22 protein-coding genes are annotated in these 21,144 nt (G+C 35.8%); 15 read left to right on the top strand and 7 right to left on the bottom strand.

The features are described from left to right. From tyrS to ABZC96_RS01085, 4 genes are all read left to right on the top strand, one after another. Window positions 1–1,062, top strand: a 1,062-nt coding sequence (gene tyrS / locus ABZC96_RS01070; protein ID WP_373028456.1) for a tyrosine--tRNA ligase, incomplete at its 5' end; no start/stop codon positions are given. Then, window positions 1,062–2,171 (top strand): nitronate monooxygenase, encoded by a 1,110-nt coding sequence (locus ABZC96_RS01075; RefSeq protein WP_373028457.1) that lies wholly within the window; start codon window positions 1,062–1,064, stop codon window positions 2,169–2,171. The genes tyrS and ABZC96_RS01075, both read left to right, overlap by 1 nt. Window positions 2,172–2,247: 76 nt before the next feature. Beyond that, complete coding sequence (locus ABZC96_RS01080) at window positions 2,248–3,309, top strand: N-acetylmuramoyl-L-alanine amidase (protein ID WP_373028458.1); 1,062 nt, start codon at window positions 2,248–2,250, stop codon at window positions 3,307–3,309. A gap of 32 nt (window positions 3,310–3,341) precedes the next feature. Beyond that, window positions 3,342–4,112: an N-acetylmuramoyl-L-alanine amidase gene (locus ABZC96_RS01085; protein WP_373028459.1), complete on the top strand. Its 771-nt coding sequence runs from the start codon at window positions 3,342–3,344 to the stop codon at window positions 4,110–4,112. A 57-nt stretch (window positions 4,113–4,169) separates the two neighbouring features. Here ABZC96_RS01085 and ppa read toward each other — a convergent pair whose 3' ends face one another. After that, a complete protein-coding gene (ppa, locus tag ABZC96_RS01090) occupies window positions 4,170–4,688 on the bottom strand; it encodes an inorganic diphosphatase (protein ID WP_373028461.1) in 519 nt (172 codons plus the stop codon). 197 nt (window positions 4,689–4,885) lie between these two features. Between ppa and ABZC96_RS01095 the strand changes: the two genes are divergently transcribed. The 11 genes from ABZC96_RS01095 to ABZC96_RS01145 all read left to right on the top strand — a co-directional run bounded on the left by ABZC96_RS01095 (window position 4,886) and on the right by ABZC96_RS01145 (window position 17,160). Then, entirely contained in the window at window positions 4,886–6,535 is a 1,650-nt protein-coding gene (locus ABZC96_RS01095) for a cache domain-containing protein (protein WP_373028462.1), read from the top strand. Further along, the gene (locus tag ABZC96_RS01100) at window positions 6,516–7,178 is read left to right on the top strand and encodes a response regulator transcription factor (RefSeq protein ID WP_373028463.1); all 663 of its coding nucleotides are present in this window, start codon (window positions 6,516–6,518) and stop codon (window positions 7,176–7,178) included. The genes ABZC96_RS01095 and ABZC96_RS01100 overlap by 20 nt, the downstream gene beginning before the upstream one ends. A 149-nt stretch (window positions 7,179–7,327) precedes the next feature. Then, on the top strand, window positions 7,328–8,671 hold the full coding sequence (locus ABZC96_RS01105; protein ID WP_373028464.1) for an OprD family outer membrane porin: 1,344 nt from the start codon (window positions 7,328–7,330) through the stop codon (window positions 8,669–8,671). A 62-nt stretch (window positions 8,672–8,733) separates the two neighbouring features. After that, window positions 8,734–9,054 carry a DUF485 domain-containing protein gene (locus ABZC96_RS01110; protein WP_373028465.1) on the top strand — a complete coding sequence of 107 codons (321 nt, stop codon included), beginning with the start codon at window positions 8,734–8,736 and terminating at the stop codon, window positions 9,052–9,054. After that, the gene (locus ABZC96_RS01115) at window positions 9,054–10,721 is read left to right on the top strand and encodes a cation acetate symporter (protein WP_373028466.1); all 1,668 of its coding nucleotides are present in this window, start codon (window positions 9,054–9,056) and stop codon (window positions 10,719–10,721) included. Before ABZC96_RS01110 ends, ABZC96_RS01115 begins: the two co-directional genes overlap by 1 nt. A gap of 45 nt (window positions 10,722–10,766) precedes the next feature. Continuing rightward, entirely contained in the window at window positions 10,767–12,593 is a 1,827-nt protein-coding gene (locus ABZC96_RS01120) for a putative nucleotidyltransferase substrate binding domain-containing protein (RefSeq protein WP_373028467.1), read from the top strand. Beyond that, entirely contained in the window at window positions 12,594–13,208 is a 615-nt protein-coding gene (locus ABZC96_RS01125; RefSeq protein ID WP_373028469.1) for a 3'-5' exonuclease, read from the top strand. It abuts the gene before it with no gap. 20 nt (window positions 13,209–13,228) lie between these two features. Then, window positions 13,229–15,193: an acetate--CoA ligase gene (acs, locus tag ABZC96_RS01130; protein ID WP_373028471.1), complete on the top strand. Its 1,965-nt coding sequence runs from the start codon at window positions 13,229–13,231 to the stop codon at window positions 15,191–15,193. A gap of 76 nt (window positions 15,194–15,269) precedes the next feature. Continuing rightward, window positions 15,270–16,166, top strand: a complete 897-nt coding sequence (locus ABZC96_RS01135) for a hypothetical protein (RefSeq protein WP_373028472.1) — start codon at window positions 15,270–15,272, stop codon at window positions 16,164–16,166. A gap of 159 nt (window positions 16,167–16,325) precedes the next feature. Next, on the top strand, window positions 16,326–16,946 hold the full coding sequence (locus ABZC96_RS01140; protein ID WP_373028474.1) for an adenylate kinase: 621 nt from the start codon (window positions 16,326–16,328) through the stop codon (window positions 16,944–16,946). Window positions 16,947–16,965: 19 nt separating this feature from the next. Beyond that, a complete protein-coding gene (locus ABZC96_RS01145; RefSeq protein WP_373028475.1) occupies window positions 16,966–17,160 on the top strand; it encodes an AEC family transporter in 195 nt (64 codons plus the stop codon). A 23-nt stretch (window positions 17,161–17,183) separates the two neighbouring features. Here the strand turns inward: ABZC96_RS01145 and ABZC96_RS01150 are convergent, their stop codons facing one another. From ABZC96_RS01150 to ABZC96_RS01175, 6 genes are all read right to left on the bottom strand, one after another. Continuing rightward, window positions 17,184–17,792, bottom strand: coding sequence for a tRNA-uridine aminocarboxypropyltransferase (locus ABZC96_RS01150; protein ID WP_373028476.1), 609 nt, complete (start codon window positions 17,790–17,792; stop codon window positions 17,184–17,186). Beyond that, window positions 17,776–18,975 (bottom strand): MFS transporter, encoded by a 1,200-nt coding sequence (locus tag ABZC96_RS01155; protein ID WP_373028477.1) that lies wholly within the window; start codon window positions 18,973–18,975, stop codon window positions 17,776–17,778. Before ABZC96_RS01155 ends, ABZC96_RS01150 begins: the two co-directional genes overlap by 17 nt. Before the next feature lie 9 nt (window positions 18,976–18,984). Next, on the bottom strand, window positions 18,985–19,743 hold the full coding sequence (locus tag ABZC96_RS01160; protein ID WP_373028478.1) for a competence/damage-inducible protein A: 759 nt from the start codon (window positions 19,741–19,743) through the stop codon (window positions 18,985–18,987). A gap of 97 nt (window positions 19,744–19,840) precedes the next feature. Then, window positions 19,841–20,089 carry a cytochrome C oxidase subunit IV family protein gene (locus ABZC96_RS01165; protein WP_373028479.1) on the bottom strand — a complete coding sequence of 83 codons (249 nt, stop codon included), beginning with the start codon at window positions 20,087–20,089 and terminating at the stop codon, window positions 19,841–19,843. Between the two features lie 3 nt (window positions 20,090–20,092). Beyond that, window positions 20,093–20,683, bottom strand: a complete 591-nt coding sequence (locus tag ABZC96_RS01170) for a cytochrome c oxidase subunit 3 family protein (RefSeq protein ID WP_373028480.1) — start codon at window positions 20,681–20,683, stop codon at window positions 20,093–20,095. Continuing rightward, window positions 20,680–21,093 (bottom strand): Rrf2 family transcriptional regulator, encoded by a 414-nt coding sequence (locus ABZC96_RS01175; RefSeq protein WP_373028481.1) that lies wholly within the window; start codon window positions 21,091–21,093, stop codon window positions 20,680–20,682. The genes ABZC96_RS01170 and ABZC96_RS01175 overlap by 4 nt, the downstream gene beginning before the upstream one ends. Window positions 21,094–21,144: the final 51 nt, after the last annotated feature.

The following is a 21,144-nucleotide window of genomic DNA, read 5'->3' on the forward strand; positions in this document are numbered from 1 at the left end:
GCAGACTTGCATTTGGGGCATACTGTACTTCTTCAAAAGCTTAGAGCATTTCAAAATCATGGAGGAAGAGTACAGCTTCTCATCGGTGATTTTACTGCAACGATAGGTGATCCTACCGGTAAGAGTGAAACAAGAAAAGTACTTGATAACGATACTATTATGGCCAATGCAAAAACGTATCAAGAACAGGTTTTTAATATTCTTGATGAAAGTAAGACAGAAGTAGTATTTAATTCTACTTGGCTTAATCAACTGGGTGCTGCCGGGATGGTTGCATTGACAACAACTTTTAGTGTAGCACGTATGCTTGAGCGTGATGATTTTACAAAACGTTTTAAAAGTGAACAAAGTATTTCTATCTCAGAATTTTTATATCCACTGCTTCAGGGATATGATTCTGTCGAACTCAAAAGTGATATTGAGATCGGTGGAACAGATCAGAAATTTAATCTTTTGATGGGTAGACACCTTCAGCGTGTATACAATGTAGGAAAAGAACAAGCGGTTTTAATGATGCCAATCTTAGAAGGTCTTGACGGTGTACAGAAGATGAGCAAGTCTTTGAACAACTATATTGGTATCACTGAAGAACCTAACGATATTTATGCTAAAACACTTTCAGTCTCAGATGAATTGATGTGGCGTTATTATGAGCTATTGAGTGAGAAATCACTTGAAGCGATAGCTACGATGAAAGAGGATGTCCAAAAAGGTGCACTTCACCCTAAAATAGTGAAGGAAAATCTGGCACTTGAACTGGTTACAAGGTTTTATAATGAAGAGTTAGCTACACTAGCCAAAGGAGAGTTTGATAATGTTTTTAAATCAAACCAACTCCCAACAGATATGAATGAAGTAGAAGTAGAAGAGGGTATCTGGATATGCAAGGCATTAGTAGATGCAGGTATTGAACCTTCTACCTCTCAAGCGAGAAGAGATATTAAACAAAATGCAGTAAGCATTGATCAGGAAAAAATCTCTGATGATAAGTTAAATCTTACAGCAGGAGAGTATATCTTGCAAGTAGGAAAAAGAAAATTTGCAAAAGTGAAGGTGAAGTAGTGGCATTTAAATCTTTTAAAATTGGAAAATATACCATTGAAAAACCTATTGTGCAAGGTGGTATGGGAGTTGGTATATCTTGGGATCAGTTAGCCGGTAATGTTTCAAAAGAGGGTGGCCTCGGTGTTATCTCTGCTGTGGGAACAGGTGTTTATAAAAACAGAAAATACCTTCATGATAAAGAGATGGTAGGTAAAGAGCACAGACCACTTGATGCGATCAACTTTTACTCTTATACTGCACTTAAAAAAATATTTGAAAATGCAAGAAAAATTTGTGGGGATAAACCTTTAGCTGCGAATGTACTTTATGCACAAAGTGAATACAACCGTGTAGTAGAAGATGCATGTAAGGCTGGAGCCAATATCATCATTACAGGAGCTGGATTACCACTTACGATGCCTGAAGCAACTAAAGATTATCCTGATGTAGCTTTGGTACCTATTGTATCTACTGCAAAAGCATTACGTATTTTATGTCGACGCTGGAAAAAGACACATGATAGACTTCCTGATGCTGTCATTGTTGAAGGACCGCTTAGCGGTGGACATCAGGGCTTTAAGTATGAAGAATGCTTTATGCCTGAAAATCAGTTAGAAGCAATCTTACCTCCAGTAGTTGAGGAAGCAAAAAATTGGGGTTCTATGCCAATCATCGCTGCTGGCGGTGTATGGGATCATGATGATATAGTAAGGATGATGGAACTAGGTGCAGACGCTGTACAAATGGGTACACGTTTCATCGGTACAGTTGAATGTGATGCAAGTCAGGTGATGAAAGATATTATTATTGAAGCAAAAGAAGATGATATCAAACTCTTTAAGTCACCGGTAGGTTATCCTGCACGTGGTGTAAAAACACAGCTTCATGAAGATATAGAAAAAGGTACCGCGCCAAAAGTCGCATGTATCTCAAACTGTGTCGCTCCATGTCATCGTGGTGAAGAAGCGAAGATAGTGGGCTACTGTATAGCTGATAGACTTACGGATGCATATGATGGCATTAAAGAGAGTGGACTTTTCTTTACGGGGGCTAACGGTTATCGTCTTAAAGAGATCATCACAGTGAAAGAACTTATGAACAAACTAATGAATGGTGAAGATAAATAAAATCATGCCGAAATTTAGTAGGTTTTTTCTTGTAGTACTATTTCTGAATACACTGCTCTTTCCCGGAGTTATTAGTATGCAAAAAGCTATAGTACAAAAAGGTGAACTACGTCTCTCTTTTTCTAAATCACTAAACAAAAGTGATGTAAAGCACTTTACACTAAAAAATCCTCATCGAGAAATTTATGACTTTAAAAATACGCGTTTAGGGCATGACCGTGTACCGTTGGGTTTAGGTAATAATGTACGTCTGGCTCAATATAAGCCCAATATAGTACGGGTAGTGATAAGTGGCTATAAATCTTCTAAACCTACTGCCTATCAACCACTTTTTTCAAAGGATCAGTATCATATACCACTACCTAAGAATAGTAGTGTGTTGCCTGCGAAACGTTATAAAAAACCTAAAGTGGAATCTAAAAAAGTAATAAACAATTCACATAGATATGAACATGTAGTGATAGATGCAGGTCATGGTGGTCATGACAGTGGTGCCATAGGCGGAGGTAAAAAAGAGAAAGATCTTGTACTTCAGATAGCAAAGAGGTTGGAAAAACAACTAAAAAAACGTGGTCATCCTGTACATATGACACGTAAAAAAGATCGTTTTTTAAAACTGCCACAGCGTACTAAAATTGCAGATAAGAAAAAAGCTTCGGTATTTATCTCTATCCATGCGAATTCAGTCCCTAAAAGAAAACGTAATAAAATACAGGGTGTTGAAACATTTTTCTTGCAAAATACAAAAGATGCGAAGTCTCAACGTATTGCAGAAAGAGAAAACAGATCAGTACTCAAAGGTACAACTAAGCTGAGTCGCAGTGTGATTATAGATTCTGTACTTTCTGGACCAAAGATCGTTGAGTCAAATAAACTTGCTATAGATGTACAACGCAGGATCATAACAAATTTACGAACTAGATATAACGGTGTTAAAGATGGTGGAGTAAGACATGCACCTTTTTGGGTACTTGTAGGAGCCAGCAGACCTTCCATACTTGTAGAAGTAGGATACATCTCACATCCAACAGAGCGTAAAAGACTTTTCACACCACGTTATCAGGAACTTATCGCTAAGGGTATTGCTGAAGGTGTAGATATCTATTTAAATAATAGAAAAAAAGAAATTGATTTGTAAAAAATGATAGGCTTATTTAATTAGGATAACAAATGATAAAACTTATATTTGGACTCAGTGCACTATTTTTAATGCTAGGTTGTGGTGGTCCCAGTGTTGATAGATCAGATAGTCTTGTTGTCATAGATGCAGGGCATGGAGGGCATGATTGTGGAGCATTGTGTGACAGTAAAAAAGAAAAAGATCTAGTCCTTCAAATTACGAAAAAGCTTAAAAGAGAATTTAAAAATGAAGGTTACAAAGTTTATCTTACAAGAAACAGGGATAGATTTTTAACACTTGGACAACGTACGAGAATTGCAGATAAGAAAGATGCAAAGGTTTTTATCTCCATTCATGCCAATGCGATCAGTGATACAAGTCGTTTTGAAGTTGTGGAAGGTGTAGAGACTTACTTTTTACAAAAAACAAGAGATGAAAAGTCTCAACGTATCGCCGCGAGAGAAAATGCATCGGTGTTAAAAGGTACAGATAAACTAAGCCAAGATGTCATTATAGACGCTGTATTGAACGGACCTAAGATCATACAGTCTCATAAGCTAGCCATAGATGTACAAGATCAGATCATGAAGAATTTAAACAGCGACTATGATGATGTGAAAAACGGTGGTGTAAGACCCGCACCATTTTATGTACTTGTAGGCGCCAGCAGACCTTCTATACTTGTAGAAGTAGGTTACATTACAAATCCTAAAGAGCGTAAAAGACTCTTTACATCAAACTATCAAGAATTGATTGCTGAAGGTATTGTTGAAGGGGTAAATAGGTATTTGGATAATCGAAAAAGAGAAATTGGTTTTTAAGATTTTTTTTTAAAATAATGAATCCTCAGCGGAAACTGAGGATAGTGAGATTAAAAACTATTTGTAGTTTTTAATCGCTTTTTCCAAGATAGCTGTTGCAGCTGCCTTATCTTGAAATCCTGATACTTTTACCCATTTATTCGGCTCAAGCATTTTGTACGTTTCAAAGAAGTTCTTGATACGGTTAAGTGTATGCTCTGGAACATCACCTAAATCTTTGATATCTTTGTATGTTGGATCTATTTTTTCTGTAGGAACAGCGATAAGTTTTTCATCTCCACCACTTTCATCTTCTGTCATTAGTACGCCAACAAGTCTACATTTGATGTATGAACCTGCTTGAAGTGGATAGTCACAAAGTACAAGGATATCAGCCGGATCACCATCATCTGAGAGTGTATTTGCTACAAAACCATAGTTTGCAGGGTAATGCATAGCAGAGTAAAGTACTCTATCTACTTCAACAGCACCTGAATCTTTATCTATTTCATATTTGATTGCCGAGTTAAGTGGTACTTCTATAATTGCTTTTACTGCATCTGGGTTTTCGCCATGTCCGATTTTAGTAATATCCATTTGAATATCTCCATAGGTTAAATTTTGGAGATTTTAACATAAATATGATAAATAGTTTATCAAATCATGGTATTATCTAACTATTATAAAATCCATGATGCAGGATAGTATGTAAAAAATCATTTTGCACACTTTGTTATGACTTAGAAATAGTTTATCAATTGAATCCGGTATATTGTATGGAACTGTGATTAAAGATGGAGAGCATTATCAATTTTTTAAAAAATAAAACCATTGCAAGTATCCATTTTATCGGTATGGTTATGATGCTTATAGTCATCATAGTATTTTCAGCTATCGTTGCGTATCAAGAGTATCAAAATTTTGAAGTCGAAGCTGAGAGTATTCAATCTGAATTTATCCAAAAACAAAAAGATACGATTGTCTTTGATACCACGCGTGTACTTAATTTCATCAATGATGCATATGAATATAGAGATAAAGAGCAAGATGAAGAGGTATTAAAGAAGCAAATACTTCATGCTATAGAAGAACTGTACGGACGTCAAGATGGTACAGGGTATATTTTTGTTTATGATTTTAACGGTGTTGTACTTTCTGACCCTATTCAAAGACAGAATATAGGTAAAAATCTTTATGGTACCAAAGATACCAATGGTGTAATGGTGATCAAAGACCTTATAGATGTTTCCCTAAAAAAAGAGGGTGGATTTGTTGAGTATCAATGGTTAAAACCTACTACAGGTTCATTGAGTCCAAAGATCTCATATGCAAAATCATTTGAACCTTGGGGATGGATGGTTGGTACGGGTGTGTATTTGGATGAAGTCGAAAAAAATATTCAAAACCAAAGAGAAATACTTAAAAACAGACTCAATCAGTATTCGTTTAAAATGGTATTTTTGTTGGCTATCTTATTTGTAGTGGGTATTATAGGGATTGTCATAACCAATCATATACTAAAAAAAGAGATATCATCTTTTAGCCATTATTTTAAAGAAGCGTCATCTACTTATGCAAAGATAGATGAGGAAGATATACGTCTTTCTGAGTTTAAAAAAATGGTGCATTACATTAATGCGATGATCTCTGTGATCCATCAAAGAAAAGAAAAATTAAAAGAATTGAACTTGACACTTGAATCAAAGGTTGAACAAAAAACAAAAGATTTAAGTGAGCAGAATATCTTACTTGAGAAAGAAAAAGATTTTAATGCCTCTCTTGTAAAGGCGCAAGATAGTTTCATCAAACACTCTATCCATGAGATCAATACACCTTTAGCAGTGATCATGACCCATATTGATCTGTTTAAAATGAAAGAAGGGGAAAACAGGTATCTTACTAAAATAGAAGCAGCAAGTAAGATCATTTCTAACATCTATGAAGATTTGAGTTATATGGTGAAAAAAAACCGTGTGACCTATACAAAAAAACATTTGAACATGTCTGTTTTTCTTGAAGAGAGAGTGGACTTTTTTTATGAAATTGCATTGGGAAATCAACATAAGATCATCACAGAAATACAAAATGATATTGGGATCTATTTTAGTCCAGATGAACTACAAAGAATTGTAGACAACAATCTATCGAACGCTATCAAATATGCCAACCGAGGTACAGATGTAAAGGTAGTACTGAGAGAAGAAAAAGAAGAGATCGTTTTAGAGTTTGTAGGTTGTTCCCCTAAAATTGATGATACGGAACGTATTTTTAAGCCATTTGAACGTGAGAACGATGTTCGGGGTGGATTTGGATTGGGACTGGAAATAGTCTATACAATATGTCAAAAAGAAGATGTTAAAATTGAAGTACAATCTGACGATGAAATGACAGTGTTTTCTTATAGGTTTAAAAAGGGGGAGCAGGATGAAAGTATTATTACTTGAAGATGAGTTGATGCTTCAGAGTGCGATAAAAGAATATTTGTCAGACACTGGGTTTGAAGTGACAGCATTTGAAGATGGACAGGAAGCGTATGAGAATATAACTAATAACAATTATGATCTTTTTATCTTTGATATCAATACACCTAGTATGGATGGACTCTCTTTACTTGACAAATTACAAAAAGAAAAGATATATGTTCCTACTATCTTTATTTCTGCTATTACAGAAATAGAACAAATAAGTCAGGCATATGCATTGGGTTGCTATGACTATTTGAAAAAACCTTTTCATCTAAAAGAGTTAAGTCTGCACATTGAAAGATTGTTAAAAATGGCAGATATAAGGGCAAAAAGTTTTATAAAGATATCTAAAATGTACAGCTATGATGCAGAAAATAAATGTCTGTTGTTTGATGGAGAAGAACAGTTACTCACGCATAAACAATTACAGATCATGGATGTGCTCGCAAAAAATATAAACAAAGTGGTTGACTTTGAAATGCTCAGACACTATGCATGGGATGATAGTCCTGTAGATAATGCCATTATACGCGCAGAGATACATAGGGTTCGTCAAGTACTAAAAGAAGATCTCATCACAACACTTAAGGGTGTAGGATATACACTTTCTAAACAAATATAATCTTTTTGATGTATTTTTTGTTTCCATATTGTAACCAATATACACACATAATTTTTTTTTATATAACTTTTCTTTTCTTTTTTTAAATGCTATGGTAATGCTACGTTAATCCTTCATACTCCAAATGTAGAAAAATAATAGGAGACAAAATGAAAAGATATTTAGCATTATCTGTCATAGCATCAACACTGCTTTTAGCCGGAGGTGATGTAAAACCAGTTGAGCCTGTAGTAGAGGCTGTAGAAGAGGAGTCAGTAGGAACATTTTCTGGACAATTCAGAGCATTTTATGTTGATAGAACGATGGATAACAATCATCTTATAGGGAATCGTAATTCACTTGCTGTAGGTGGTTGGGTCGGTTATGATTCGGCTGAGTGGAACGGACTTAGTGCAGGTTTCAAAGCATATGGTGTAGAGGGGATAAGGCTACATGACATGGCAGCAACAAATGATCCTTCTTGGTATTCATATGATCCTTCTCTTTATGGAGACGGTGGTGAAAACTATGGTTTCTTTGGTGAGGCATACCTTAACTATAAAAGAGGTGATACAAACCTTAAAATTGGTCGTCAAAAATTGAATACACCACTTGCTGGTGCAGATGATGCAAGAATGCTTCCAAACCTTTTTGAAGCAGCAGTATTGAGTAACACAGATATTCAAGACACAACACTCGTCTTAGCACAGGTAACACAAATGACTGTAGGTACATTTGGTAATGTATACTCACCAGGGGCACTTTCAATACAAAGTGGTTATGGTCTTGGATTTAAAGAAGCAACAAGTGGTGATTTTGCCGAAATGGGTGTTGTAGCTTTAGGAACAGGCACAGATACTAGCGGTGTAACTACTGGAGCTGTTATCTATAAAGGTATTGAGAATCTTACTTTACAAGCATGGGATTACTATGCATGGGATATTTTAAATGCAATTTATCTTCAAGCTGATTATGGTTGGAATTGTTTAGTTAATGAAAATGTAAAAATGAAAGCTTCTGCACAATATATCAATCAAAGTGATGTAGGTGATGCATTGGCAGGTGATGTCAAGGGTAACTATTGGGCTATAAAATTAGGTGCTAGTTCTGGAGCATTAAGCGGATATGTAGCATATTCACAAACAGCTGATGATGATAGTACTTTAGGTCACGGTATTATCACACCATGGGGTGGAATGCCAGCATTTACACAGGGTATGGTAACAAGACACCAGTTCTTCAATGATACAGATACTTGGAAAGTAGCAGGAACATACAAAATGGATGAACTTGTTGGGGCTGATGTAAAAGCAACTGTATATTATGCTTCATTTGATGTAGGAAATGCATCATATGCTGCGAATACTACAACTGATGAAGCTGGTTTTGACATTCAATACCAAGCAACTGAAAATTTAAACTTAAGACTAAGAGCAAATTATCCAACAGAATTTACTGGTCCTGATGGATATGGATGGGACGAGTATAGAGTTATTGCAAACTATAACTTTTAATAAAGTTTAAATATTATGGTATGTTAAGAAACATACCATATCATAATGAAAAGGAGAAAAAAATGACTCAAGAACAAGTACAACAGATTAAAAACAATTCTAATTACCAAAAACTTGTAGGTACAAGAAGTAAGTTTGCCTGGACATTAACCATTATTATGTTAGTGATCTATTATGCATTTATTTTATTTATTGCATTCAGTCCAGAAACATTGGGAACTAAAATTAGCCCGGATGGCATGGCTACATGGGGTATACCTGTAGGTATCGCTATTATTGTTTTTGCATTTGTCCTGACAGGTATTTATGTAAGAAGAGCCAATGGAGAGTTTGATGGACTCTTAAATGATTTAAAAAATGATATAGAAAAGGAGATGAATTAATGTTAGGTAAAATTTTATCTCTATTTATGGTTACTTCTATTACAGTTGCATTTGCAGCAGGAGCTGATTTGGGTGCGGGTACAAAAGCAGATGAAATAAATATTCCTGCTATTGTAATGTTCTTTATTTTTGTTGCTGCAACACTAGGTATTACTTACTGGGCTTCAAAAAGAACAAAATCAGCTAGTGATTTCTATACTGCAGGTGGTGGGATCACAGGTACACAAAACGGTACAGCGATTGCTGGAGACTACATGTCAGCAGCGTCTTTTCTTGGTATTACCGGTATGGTTTACCTTAAAGGGTATGATGGTCTTATCTTTTCTATCGGTTTCCTGGTAGGTTGGCCGATCATTTTATTTATGATTTCTGAACAACTTAGAAACTTGGGTAAATATACGTTTGCAGATGTTACTGCCTATAGGTTAAAGCAAAAACCTGTAAGAATTTTGGCTGCATTGGGTTCAATTTCAGTTGTTATTCTTTACCTTATTGCTCAAATGGTTGGTGCAGGTAAATTGATCGAAATTCTATTTGGTTTAGATTATGAGTTTGCCGTTGTACTTGTTGGTATGTTGATGATCATGTATGTTGCGTTTGGTGGTATGCTTGCTACGACTTGGGTTCAGATCATTAAAGCGGTATTATTGCTTGCGGGTACGACTTTCATGTCCCTTATGGTAATGGCAAAATTTGGATTCAGTTTTGATGCACTCTTCACGCAAGCAACGGAGATCCATTCTAAAGGTGTAGAGATCATGAGCCCTGGCGGTCTTGTTTCTGATCCAGTTTCAGCGATCTCTCTTGGTATTGCATTGATGTTCGGTACAGCGGGTCTTCCTCACATACTTATGAGATTCTTTACCGTTGCAGATGCAAAAGAGGCTAGAAAGTCTGTATTTGTTGCAACAGGTATGATCGGGTATTTCTATGTACTTACATTTATCATGGGATTCGGTGCGATCGTTCTTGTGCTTGGAGATCCAGCGGCTACGTATTTGGCAGCTGATGGTGTAACACTTAAGGGTATGAACAACATGGCAGCGGTATGGCTGGCACATGCAGTGGGTGGAGACTATTTCCTTGGATTTATTTCAGCTGTTGCATTCGCTACTATTCTTGCAGTTGTTTCTGGTCTTACACTTGCGGGTGCATCTGCAATCTCTCATGACCTTTATGCCAATGCATTTGCAAAAGGTAAAGTAGATGAAAAAAAAGAGATGAATGTTTCTAAAATGGCTACAATTGCTATTGGTATTGCGGCTATTTTCTTTGGTATTGCATTTGAAAAGCAAAACATTGCATTTGTTGTGGCACTTGCATTTACCATTGCGGCATCGGCTAACTTTCCTGTACTCTTTATGTCAATTTTTTGGAAGAAGCTTACAACAAGAGGTGCGGTGATTGGTGGTTATATCGGATTGATCTCTGCACTTGTACTGGTAATTCTTGGTCCTGTAGTATGGACTCAGATCCTAGGGAATGCAGAAGCAATCGTTCCATATAAGTTTCCAGCAGTATTTTCTGTACCAATGGCATTCATAGCAATATGGTTCTTCTCAATCACTGACAGCAGTGAAGATGCGAAGAGATGTGAAGAAGAGTTTGATGCACAAGACATTAGATGTCAGACGGGTATCGGTTCTAATGGAGCAGTAGCTCACTAATTAAAAATTTTCCAAGGCCTTTGGCCTTGGCTTATAGGAAAGTCAGTGATAACATTATTAGAAAACTTAAAATCATATCCTCCTTTTACGATCTTGGATAAAAATGAGTCTGCACGTATTGAAAATCATGCACAAATTGCATATTATCCCAACGATACACTGCTTATCAATAAAGATGACATCTCCCCAAATCTTTTTGTTGTTATTAAAGGTACGGTAGAAGTACTTGATGAGAATGAAGAACAAATTGATGTCTATCAGACCCATGATATTTTTGGCGGTATCGAGATCCTTGAAGATCAACCTTCTGCATACCGTTACATTGTTACAGAAGAATTGATATGTTTTGAGATTCCTAAAGTATTATTCTTAGATATTTGTGAAAATAATAAGGAGTTTAAGCATTATTTTTTTTCAAGTATTGTAGAACGTATTGATATGCTTAAAGAGAAGAAAGAATATGCTTCTATGAGTGACCTGATGATAGCTAGATTGGATGAATCCATTTTACATAAAGCTTGTGTTGTGGACTCATATATGCCGATTGTTGAAGCACTAAAGTATATGAATGAAGAGAGTGCAAGCTCTCTATTAGTGCAGAATGAACAAGGATACGGTATCGTGACGGATGCGGATTTCAGATATTACATTTTACAAAAAGAAGAACAAGATTTAGAAACGATCTCTCAGATACAAACCTATCCAGCGATTTCCACTAAGAATAGTGAACTTCTTTTTAATGTGTTGCTTTTGATGACAGAGCACAGCATTAAACATCTTCCTGTGTTAAATGAACAAAATAGTGTTGTGGGTATACTTGAACTTGTTGACCTGTTAAGTTTCTTTTCTAATCAGTCTCACCTTATTACCGTACAAATGGAAAAAGCGAAAGATGTTAAGAGTGTCATTGACGCAGCCAAGCGTTTAGATGTGATGATAGGTGCATTACATGCAAAAGGGGTTAAAAGCAGGTATATAGCCAAGCTGGTATCTGAGATCAACAAAAAAATGTATGCGAAGCTCTTTGAAATGATCATTCCCCATTCATGGCATGATAAATGTACACTTGTATTGCTTGGCAGTGAAGGACGTGCTTCACAGATTCTCAGAACAGACCAGGATAATGCACTTGTATTTGAGCAAGGTTTTATGCCTGAGGATGCATCATATGTAGCACAGAAATTTATTGATGTACTTGATGAGATAGGTTTCCCGCGATGCGAGGGCAACATTATGATCATCAACCCTAAGTGGTGTAAACCCATTGATTTGTATAAAGAAGATATTTATCGTTGGATTGAAGAGCCAAGTTATGATAATTTTATGGACATGGCTATCTTCTTTGATTCTACACCTGTAGCTGGAAAACTATTACTACATACTGAATTGATTGACTACCTCTTTAACAAAGTGGAACAAACTCCTTCGATACTGATGCATTTTGCACGTGCGATCGAAACGTTTGAGTCATCGTTGGGATTCTTTTCACAGTTCGTACATGATAAGGGACACAAGCATGAAATAGACATTAAGAAGGGGGCATTATTTGCCTTGATACATGGTGTACGTTCATTGGCCTTGGAACATAAGATCAGAGCGACCAATACAACTTTACGTATAAAAGAGCTGAACAATATAGGTTTTTTAAGTAAAGAAGATGCAACAGATATGATGGAAGCACTTGAAATTCTCAACACTCTTAGATTGCATTCACAGCTTGAGAAGTTGGCAAAAGGTGAGAAGCTTAATAATTATATTTCCGTGAAAAATATAGGAAAACTTGAACGAGACCTTCTCAAAGATGCCATTAAAACGGTTAATAAATTCAAAAAGATGGTGAGTTATCACTTTCATCTTTCTATGGTAGGGTAAATGTTCAGATTATTAAAAAAGAAGTGGAACTTTAAACATCTGAAGGATGAACGTTTTGCATTTTTATTTGATGAATCTGAAGAGGATGAGATAGTCATTTTTGACTGTGAGACAACAGGTCTCAATCCAGCTAGTGATGATATTGTCTCTATTGGGGCAGTAAAGATCAAAGGCAATAAGATTTTAACAGATGAGGCGATACATATTTATGTCGATCAAGAGAAAGAGATCGATCATAAGAGTATTACGATACACCAGATCAGAAACTGTGATCTTCATGGAGCCATTCCAATTGAAGAAGCTATGGAAAGATTTCTTTATTATATTGGAAATAGGACCTTAGCAGGTTATTTTCTGGAATTTGATGTGGCCATGGTAAATAAATATATCAAACCGATGTATGGTATTACTTTGCCCAATAGACAAGAAGAGGTATCAGCGATTTATTATGATAAAAAGATCCCAACCATACCTCAGGGAAATATAGATTTGCGGTTCGATACGATCTTGGAAGATTTGGATTTACCAAAACTTCAAGCCCATGATGCATTAAATGATGCCATTATGACGGCATTGATCTATCTTAAATTAAAAAATACAACGAGACTAAAATAAATTATTTTATAGGAGAAAGAATGTTACAAGAACTCTATCAACCAAATCCAGATTTTGCAAAAGATGCAAGAATAAAAAGTATGGACGAATACAATGCTCTAGTCAAAAAAGCAACGGATGATTATGAAGGTTTCTGGAAAGATTTTGCAGATGAAAAGATCGATTGGTTCGAACCTTACAATACGGTGCTTGATGAGTCGAATGCACCATTTGTGAAGTGGTTTGATGGCGGTAAGCTAAACGTTGCACATCAGTGTATAGACCGACATTTAGAAACACAGAAAAATAAAGCTGCGATTATCTTTGAAGGTGACAGAGGTGATAAACAGGTTATTACGTATCTTGACCTTTATTATAATGTAAATAAATTTGCTAATCTTCTTAAAGAAGATTTTGGGGTACAAAAAGGTGACAGAGTCGTTATCTATATGCCTATGATTCCTGAAGCAGCGTATGCAATGCTTGCCTGTGCACGTATCGGTGCGATCCATTCCATCGTATTTGGTGGTTTCTCTTCTGAAGCACTTCGTGACAGGATTGAAGATGCTGAAGCAAAAGTAGTCATTACTGCAGACGGTGCTTACAGAAAAACAAAACCATATATGCTAAAGCCTGTGGTAGATGCAGCACTTACAGGTGAAACGCCGGTTAAAAAAGTGCTGGTTGTCGAGCGAAATCATGAAGATGTTACTTGGGTGGCAGGACGTGATTACTCGTATAATGAACTTATTCAAGATAAATCCGGAAAATGTGATGCTGAACCTATGGAGAGTGAAGATCCTCTCTTCTTGCTTTATACCTCAGGCAGTACAGGTAAACCTAAAGGTGTTCAGCATAACACAGCAGGATACATTCTTTGGGCGCAAATGACGATGGAATGGGTATTTGATGTAAAAGCCAATGATACGTATTGGTGTACGGCTGATGTTGGTTGGATCACAGGACATACGTATATCGTATATGGACCACTTGCGATGGGTGCAACAACAGTCATGTTTGAAGGTGTGATCACATTCCCAGATGCAGGTCGACCATGGAAAATGGTAGAAGAACATAAGATCAACCAATTTTACACAGCGCCTACAGCAATCCGTGTATTGCATAAAACAGGTGAAAATGAACCGGCTAAATATGACATTTCATCACTTAAAGTGCTTGGAACAGTAGGTGAACCGATTGATCCTCCTGCTTGGAAATGGTACTATGAAGAAGTAGGTCAAAGCAAGTGTGCAATTGTAGATACATATTGGCAAACTGAGACAGGAGGTCACATCGTTTCACCACTTCCTGGTGCAACACCTATCAAGCCAGCATGTGCAACACTTCCATTACCGGGTATTATAGCTGAGATACTTGATCCTGAAACCGGTGAAAAAGTAGGTGAGGGTGAGAGTGGATATATGTGTGTTACACGCCCTTGGCCTTCCATGATCCGTGGTGTATGGGGTGATGATGAGCGTTTTAAGAAATCTTACTTTGGAGATGTCGTAAAAGATGGCACACCAGTATACTTTACAGGTGATGGTGCGATCTATGGTAAAAATGGCTATATCACGATCACGGGACGTACAGATGATGTGATCAATGTATCTGGACACCGTATGGGTACGGCTGAAGTAGAAGCAGCGATCAAAAAACATGACAATGTTGCAGCAGTAGCTGTTGTAGGTAAACCACATGAACTTAAAGGGGAAGGTATCTTTGCATACATTGTACTCAAATCTGTACCTGCAGAGCATAAAGATGATGTGGCTAACGAGTTTGAGACGATGAAAGAGATCAACTCGATCATCAAAACTGAGATCGGTAATATTGCACTATGTGATGACATGGTTTTTGTTCCAGACCTTCCAAAAACAAGATCAGGTAAGATCATGAGAAGAATTCTTAGAGCTATTGCAAAAGGTGAAAAGATCACTCAGGATATTTCTACACTTGAAGACCCAAGTATCGTTGGACAGATTGAAGATCTTGTCAACGCATAAATGTAAAAATTGTCTGTCTTTTTTTAGTAGAGAAGACAGATAATTTAAGTAAAAATGTAAGTACAGGATACATAAGATGATCGTTACTATCATAGAAAAAGAGATATTGCTTGCCAACGATATCTCAGATAAGTTAAGAAAATTAGGATACAAAACGGAAGTCTTCGAATGTATCAACAAAGCTGCTAAATTTAGTACAGGAGATGTTTATTTACTCTCTACAGTATTTTCTTTGAATAGTACCAAAGCTTTTATACAAAAATTTAAACAAAGATCTATTCTCTTGTTGGTAAGTCACAAAAGTAATGAAACGCTTAGAGAACCTATCAAATTAGGTGCTAAAGATTATATAATGAAGCCTGTAAGTATAGATATATTGGTTAAAAAAATTGAACATTATCATGAGTTTGAAAAGCTTAAATTTAAAAATGCATTGTATGGAGAGTATCACGGCTATGTCGTAAAAAATATAGCACTTGAAAAGTATATTGATAAAATCAGTTTTCCAATGATCATCATTACGAACAATATCGCGTATATTGATCAATTGGTCTTAGCGTATGGTAAAAGAAAAGATATCAATATTATGTTTATCTCGCTCATTACTAAAAACTGGAGAGAAAAAATACAGTGTGCTGATCTGGATCAACCTCTGTATCTTTCGGGATTAGAATCGCTGAATGTAAAGGAAAGAAATAGTCTATTTGATAAGTTGCAAGACAGAAAATTCATTGTATCTAGTTTTATCAGTATCAATAAGCCTTATGAGACTATTGAGATCGCAATACAGGGCACGTCACTTTATAAAAATGAAATTCTTCCAATATCGAGCTATGCACTTAGGGTAATTAAATCTTTACAACACAAAATCTCAGATATAGCTATTTCTGAAAAGTTGGGTTATACACGAAAGAAAGTTGCTTCATTAAGAAAAAAACATGAACTCTTCAAAGATAATAGGTTAGGTGTCTGAGAACATAGTCAATAAAGATAAAATTCCTTAAACTCTTTACTTTTCATTATAATTCTAAAATATTATAAAAAACATTATAGAAATGATATGAATGCTATATTAATGCTATAACTGTGCGGCATAATAGATATACACTAACATAAGAGGATAAAAAACCGTATGAAAAAGAAACTATTTCTCATTATTGGAGCTCCTGGTTCTGGTAAAACAACGGATGCGAGTATCATTGCTGGAAGACATATGGAGAGTATTGTTCATTATTCTACCGGTGATATGTTAAGAGAAGAGGTATCCAGTGGCAGTGAGCTTGGTAAGACGATTGATGGATTTATTGCGCAAGGTGAATTGGTTCCTTTAGATATTATTATGGATACGATTATTTCAGCGATCAAAAATGCACCAACCGATGTGGTATTGATAGACGGGTATCCAAGAAGTGTGGAACAGATGCATGCACTTGATAAAATTTTAGATAAGGAAGAAGAGATCGAACTTGTTTCTGTGATAGAAGTACGAGTAAGTGAATATGTGGCAAAAGAGCGTATTTTAGGAAGAGCCGCTGAGGCGGAAGTAGTACGTTCAGATGACAGTGTAGAGATATTCTTTGATAGAATGAAAATTTATACTACCCCATTAGAGGAGATCCAAACGTTTTATATCAAAAAAGATTTATTGGAAGTGATAGATGGTGAAAGAACACTGGATCTTATTGTTAAAGAGATGGAAATGTTCATAGTGAATAAAATATGGAAACCAAAGATCTGGTGTAATGTTTATTGATAGATGATCTAAATAATTTATGGAAAATTTCATATTAATAGTAGTGGCTATTGCCATAGGATATGGATTAAATAGACTGCGCATCTTTCCTGAAGATGCTGCAGCCATTCTAAATAAATTTGTTATATTTATTTCACTCCCTGCAATGATCTTACTGCAAATTCCCAAACTCACTTTATCTTTAGATATTATGATACATGGCAATATTAGTTAAATTCATATAGTATTACAACACTTTCAGCCATAAGAGAGTTGGTACTCTACCATTTGCTCAAAGGGTAGCAAAAAATAATCTAATTTCCTTGTTTCTATTTGTTCAATATCATGTGTATTTAAAAGTTTTAAAACACATAAGGTAGATTCCATTGTACTTAAGCAATAGTCCTTAGGCTGTTCTTTAAAAGTAAATTTTGAGATTTCCGTATGGGTAAAACTGACTTTTTGCAGAGCATCAATATTTGGACTCGCTGTTAATATAGCTCTTGAGCAGGGCCAGGTAGAATCTATAAGAAAAATGACTGTATTTTTTTTTTCTTCTCCTATGGGTTCTTCATTCAAATTGATACTGCTTTCATGCGGATAAAGCGTGTAACAGATATTTGAAGGATCATTAATGATATGGTTGATGGCTGTATGTTTTGTAAAATCAATACCTACATGCACCTCACAATTTTTCAAAGACAAGTTTGTAAAATGACCTGTACCATTTTTGGTTTTTTTAAACTCTTTTGGATGCATCAGTATGATAAATCGTGTGTTTGTTTCTATGGATGTAATGTATGCACACATACATGAAGTTTGAGGACGATAGCAATTATAGCAGACGTTTCTATTCATTTTTTTCATCAAGATACTGCTTTTTAAACCAAATATAATACCCTGCAACTACTATAAAGCCCATACCTAAAGTAAAGGTGATACCTTCTAATGATAATCCCCATTTTGCAGCATATCCTATAAACATTGCCGTGAAAACGTTGGAAAGCATGAAGAACATGTCATTGTAGGAGATCACTCTTCCCATATAGTGTGTATCAGTCTCTTCTTGTATCAGAAGGTATGTATATGACCAAAGTGTTGTGATGAAAAAGCCTGTAATAAAGAGTGAAATAAGGGCTAAATAGAAGTTGAATTCAAGCATGGACCATAGCATGATAGCAAGACCTTGAAGGATGAAGAAATAGTGTAGGTTCTTGTTAGATATGATCTTACTTATAATAAAAGGGCCTATCATCAATCCCAATGCTCTGGTAGCATTCATCCAACCTATAGCAAGAGGTACAGCGATGAATTCTTTGTATTGGAAATCTGCAAGCAGGGTGATGAGTGCATCAAAGCTGGTAAGTCCTATGGCTGCATGGAGTAAGATGAGATGGAGTAACTTCTTATGTGAAATGAGGTAGTTAAATCCATCTTTTAACATTTGCCAGTTTGAATCATTGTGTTGTGTTTTTTCAAGAGAGAGATGCAGTCCTAGCAAGAGTAGTGTAGCTATACTGTACAATAGAGCATCTATAAGAAAGGCAGTATCAAAGCCCATAAAATGTGTAGCGACACCTCCCACTGCCATACCTAATGCATAACATATGGACCAGATAATAGAGTGTATTTCATTGGTATTCTTAAGCATTCTGCCTTGTACAATTTTAGGGAAAAGTGACATCTCGGCAGAGAAGAGCATGGAAGCAGCAGAAGAACGCAGGAAGATAAGTATCATGAGGACCCAAATATACTCAAGTGAATTGATAAAAATAAAACCAAGCGTCATAGATATCTCAATGAGCAGCAGTGTCAACATAAGCTTTTTAAACTCAATACGGTCTATGATAATACCTATGAAAGGAGCAAGAATCACTGCAGGTAACATCGCCATTGCAGCAGTTAAGGCTATAGTGATCTCATCTGCACCATAGGCTACGATCATGGAGAAGATAGCCACTTGAGAAAACCATGTTCCAAAATAGGAGATAAATTGTATTAGTGAGAGCCGTGCAATGACAGGATGTTTAAGTGTTTCTCTATATGTCATAATTCTGTATTACAATTCATTCTGTTCATCATGTAAGCCATAGACAATATTTTGTTCTTCAAGTACATCGATGTACATATGAAAAGATTCAAATGCCAGTTTCTTATCCGTAGATGCAACAGAAATGGAAACTCTCCATCCATCAGAGTAGAGCTTAGGCAATGAAGAGAACTCCACTTTCTTTGGCATCTTCTCCATCACTTCTATAAATACATTCTCTTTACAAAGTGCTGTAAGTGTATGACGATAGTAGGTTCTTTTGTTTGGTATCAGTTTTGTGAGTATTTTTTCTACCATGGGATGACTCATCTCTGGAAATCCTGGCATAAAGTAATAACGTTCATCCAATGCAAAGGCAGGCATTTTATTGACAGGATTGTCTAAAAGTGTGGCACCCCTTGGAAGTTCAGCCATGCGTACAGAATAGGGATAGGCTCTTTCACCGAGTGTATCAACAATAATACGTTTTGCTTCATCATGTGTGATCATATCACCCTCTCGTAAAGCAATGGCAGCACAACGACGTGTGTGATCATCAGGTGTAGAACCTATACCGCCAAAAGAGAACAATATGGCATTTTCTTGTGAAGCAATGAATTGGATAGTGTGAACAATGAGTGCAGGATCATCTTCTATGATAAAAGAACCGGAGAGTTTATGCCCTCTTTGTGCTAAGGCTTTAGTCACAAAGTCAAAGTGCTTGTCAACCCTTCGTCGGTTCAGGATCTCTGTACCGATGATAAGAGCGAAGAATTTTGGCTGAGACATTATATTCCTTGGATGTACACATTTTTGCAAAAAGCATTATAGCTAATTTGTGTAATAAAAATGATAGATATAATGTTCTATAGTAAAGCAAAATATTTTAGTTTGATATAGGTGAATAATAAGCGATAAATATAGATGTAAGAACAATAAACAGCCATATTGTAGGGATTATTCTATATCTTAAAGTGACATTTCTTAAGCCCATGAAATACTCACTAACAAGTTGACCTTTAATAAAAGTAGTGACAAGTAATATAGAAACAAAAAGTGAATTGACTAACTTTAGCCATCCAACCAAAAATGCAAAGAGTGTTAAGAACACCAAAATTAACCAAATATTTCTCATGACTTACCTCATGACATAGATCAGTGGAAATAATATGATCCAAAGTATGTCTACAAGGTGCCAGTAAGATGCACCAGTTTCCATACCTCTATGATCTAGTTTGCTGTAACCGCCAATTTTGGTTTTTTTATATACAACATACAAGATAATCAGTCCTAAAAGCACATGCATAAAGTGAAATGCAGTGAGAATGATATAGAACATAAAAAAAGTATTGGTACTAAGGTTGATCCCTTGTTCAAATTTATCTGAGAATTCTATAGTTTTAATGACAATAAAGCTACTGCCAAGTACTATAGCCGCTAAAAGCCATCTAGAGGATAGTATAGAAGCCTTTTGAGTATCAACAGTCTTGATAACCCCAATAGCTTTGACAATAAAATAACTGCTTGTGATCAGAATAAGTGTGTTTATGAACCCCGATCTTTGATCTAACAAAAGTTGTGATTGATTAAAAAGCTCCACATCCGCTCTTCTGGCAAATGCATACCCTATAAACAGTGCAGCAAAAGTAACTAATTCAACATATATTATGATCCATATGGCAAAATCACCAGGAGGCAGAGGGCTTTTTGCGATTAATTTTGTAGTCACAGTTTGAAATTTTCACTATCGATGTCTGCTAATGTTGTGGTTTCAAACATTTTACTTATCATTTTTTTAGGCTTTACCCATTGGTCATGTAAAACACATTTATTTTTGTTGTCACATGCACCGATACCTAAGATACACTGTGCATGCTCAGGAAATTCATTAAAGTGATTTAAAATTTCTGTAAGTGTTATGTCAGAAGCAGGTTTGGAAAGTTTATATCCACCTTCTCTTCCTCGTATGGAGATGATAAGATCTGCTTTTACTAATTTCATCATTATTTTAGTTAGGAATTTATAAGGAATTATCAAAGCTTCAGAGAGTTCTTTCGCATTACAAAGCTGTTGCTTTTCATGATTTGCAATATAACCTAATATGCGTATAGCATATTTTGATGAGTTCAGTAATTGCATAAGGTCTCCTTTATAGATTTACATATTATACATAAATTATTTAATTACTAC

Origin of the sequence: Sulfurovum sp., from assembly GCF_041551015.1 — a bacterium.
Taxonomy (GTDB): domain Bacteria; phylum Campylobacterota; class Campylobacteria; order Campylobacterales; family Sulfurovaceae; genus Sulfurovum.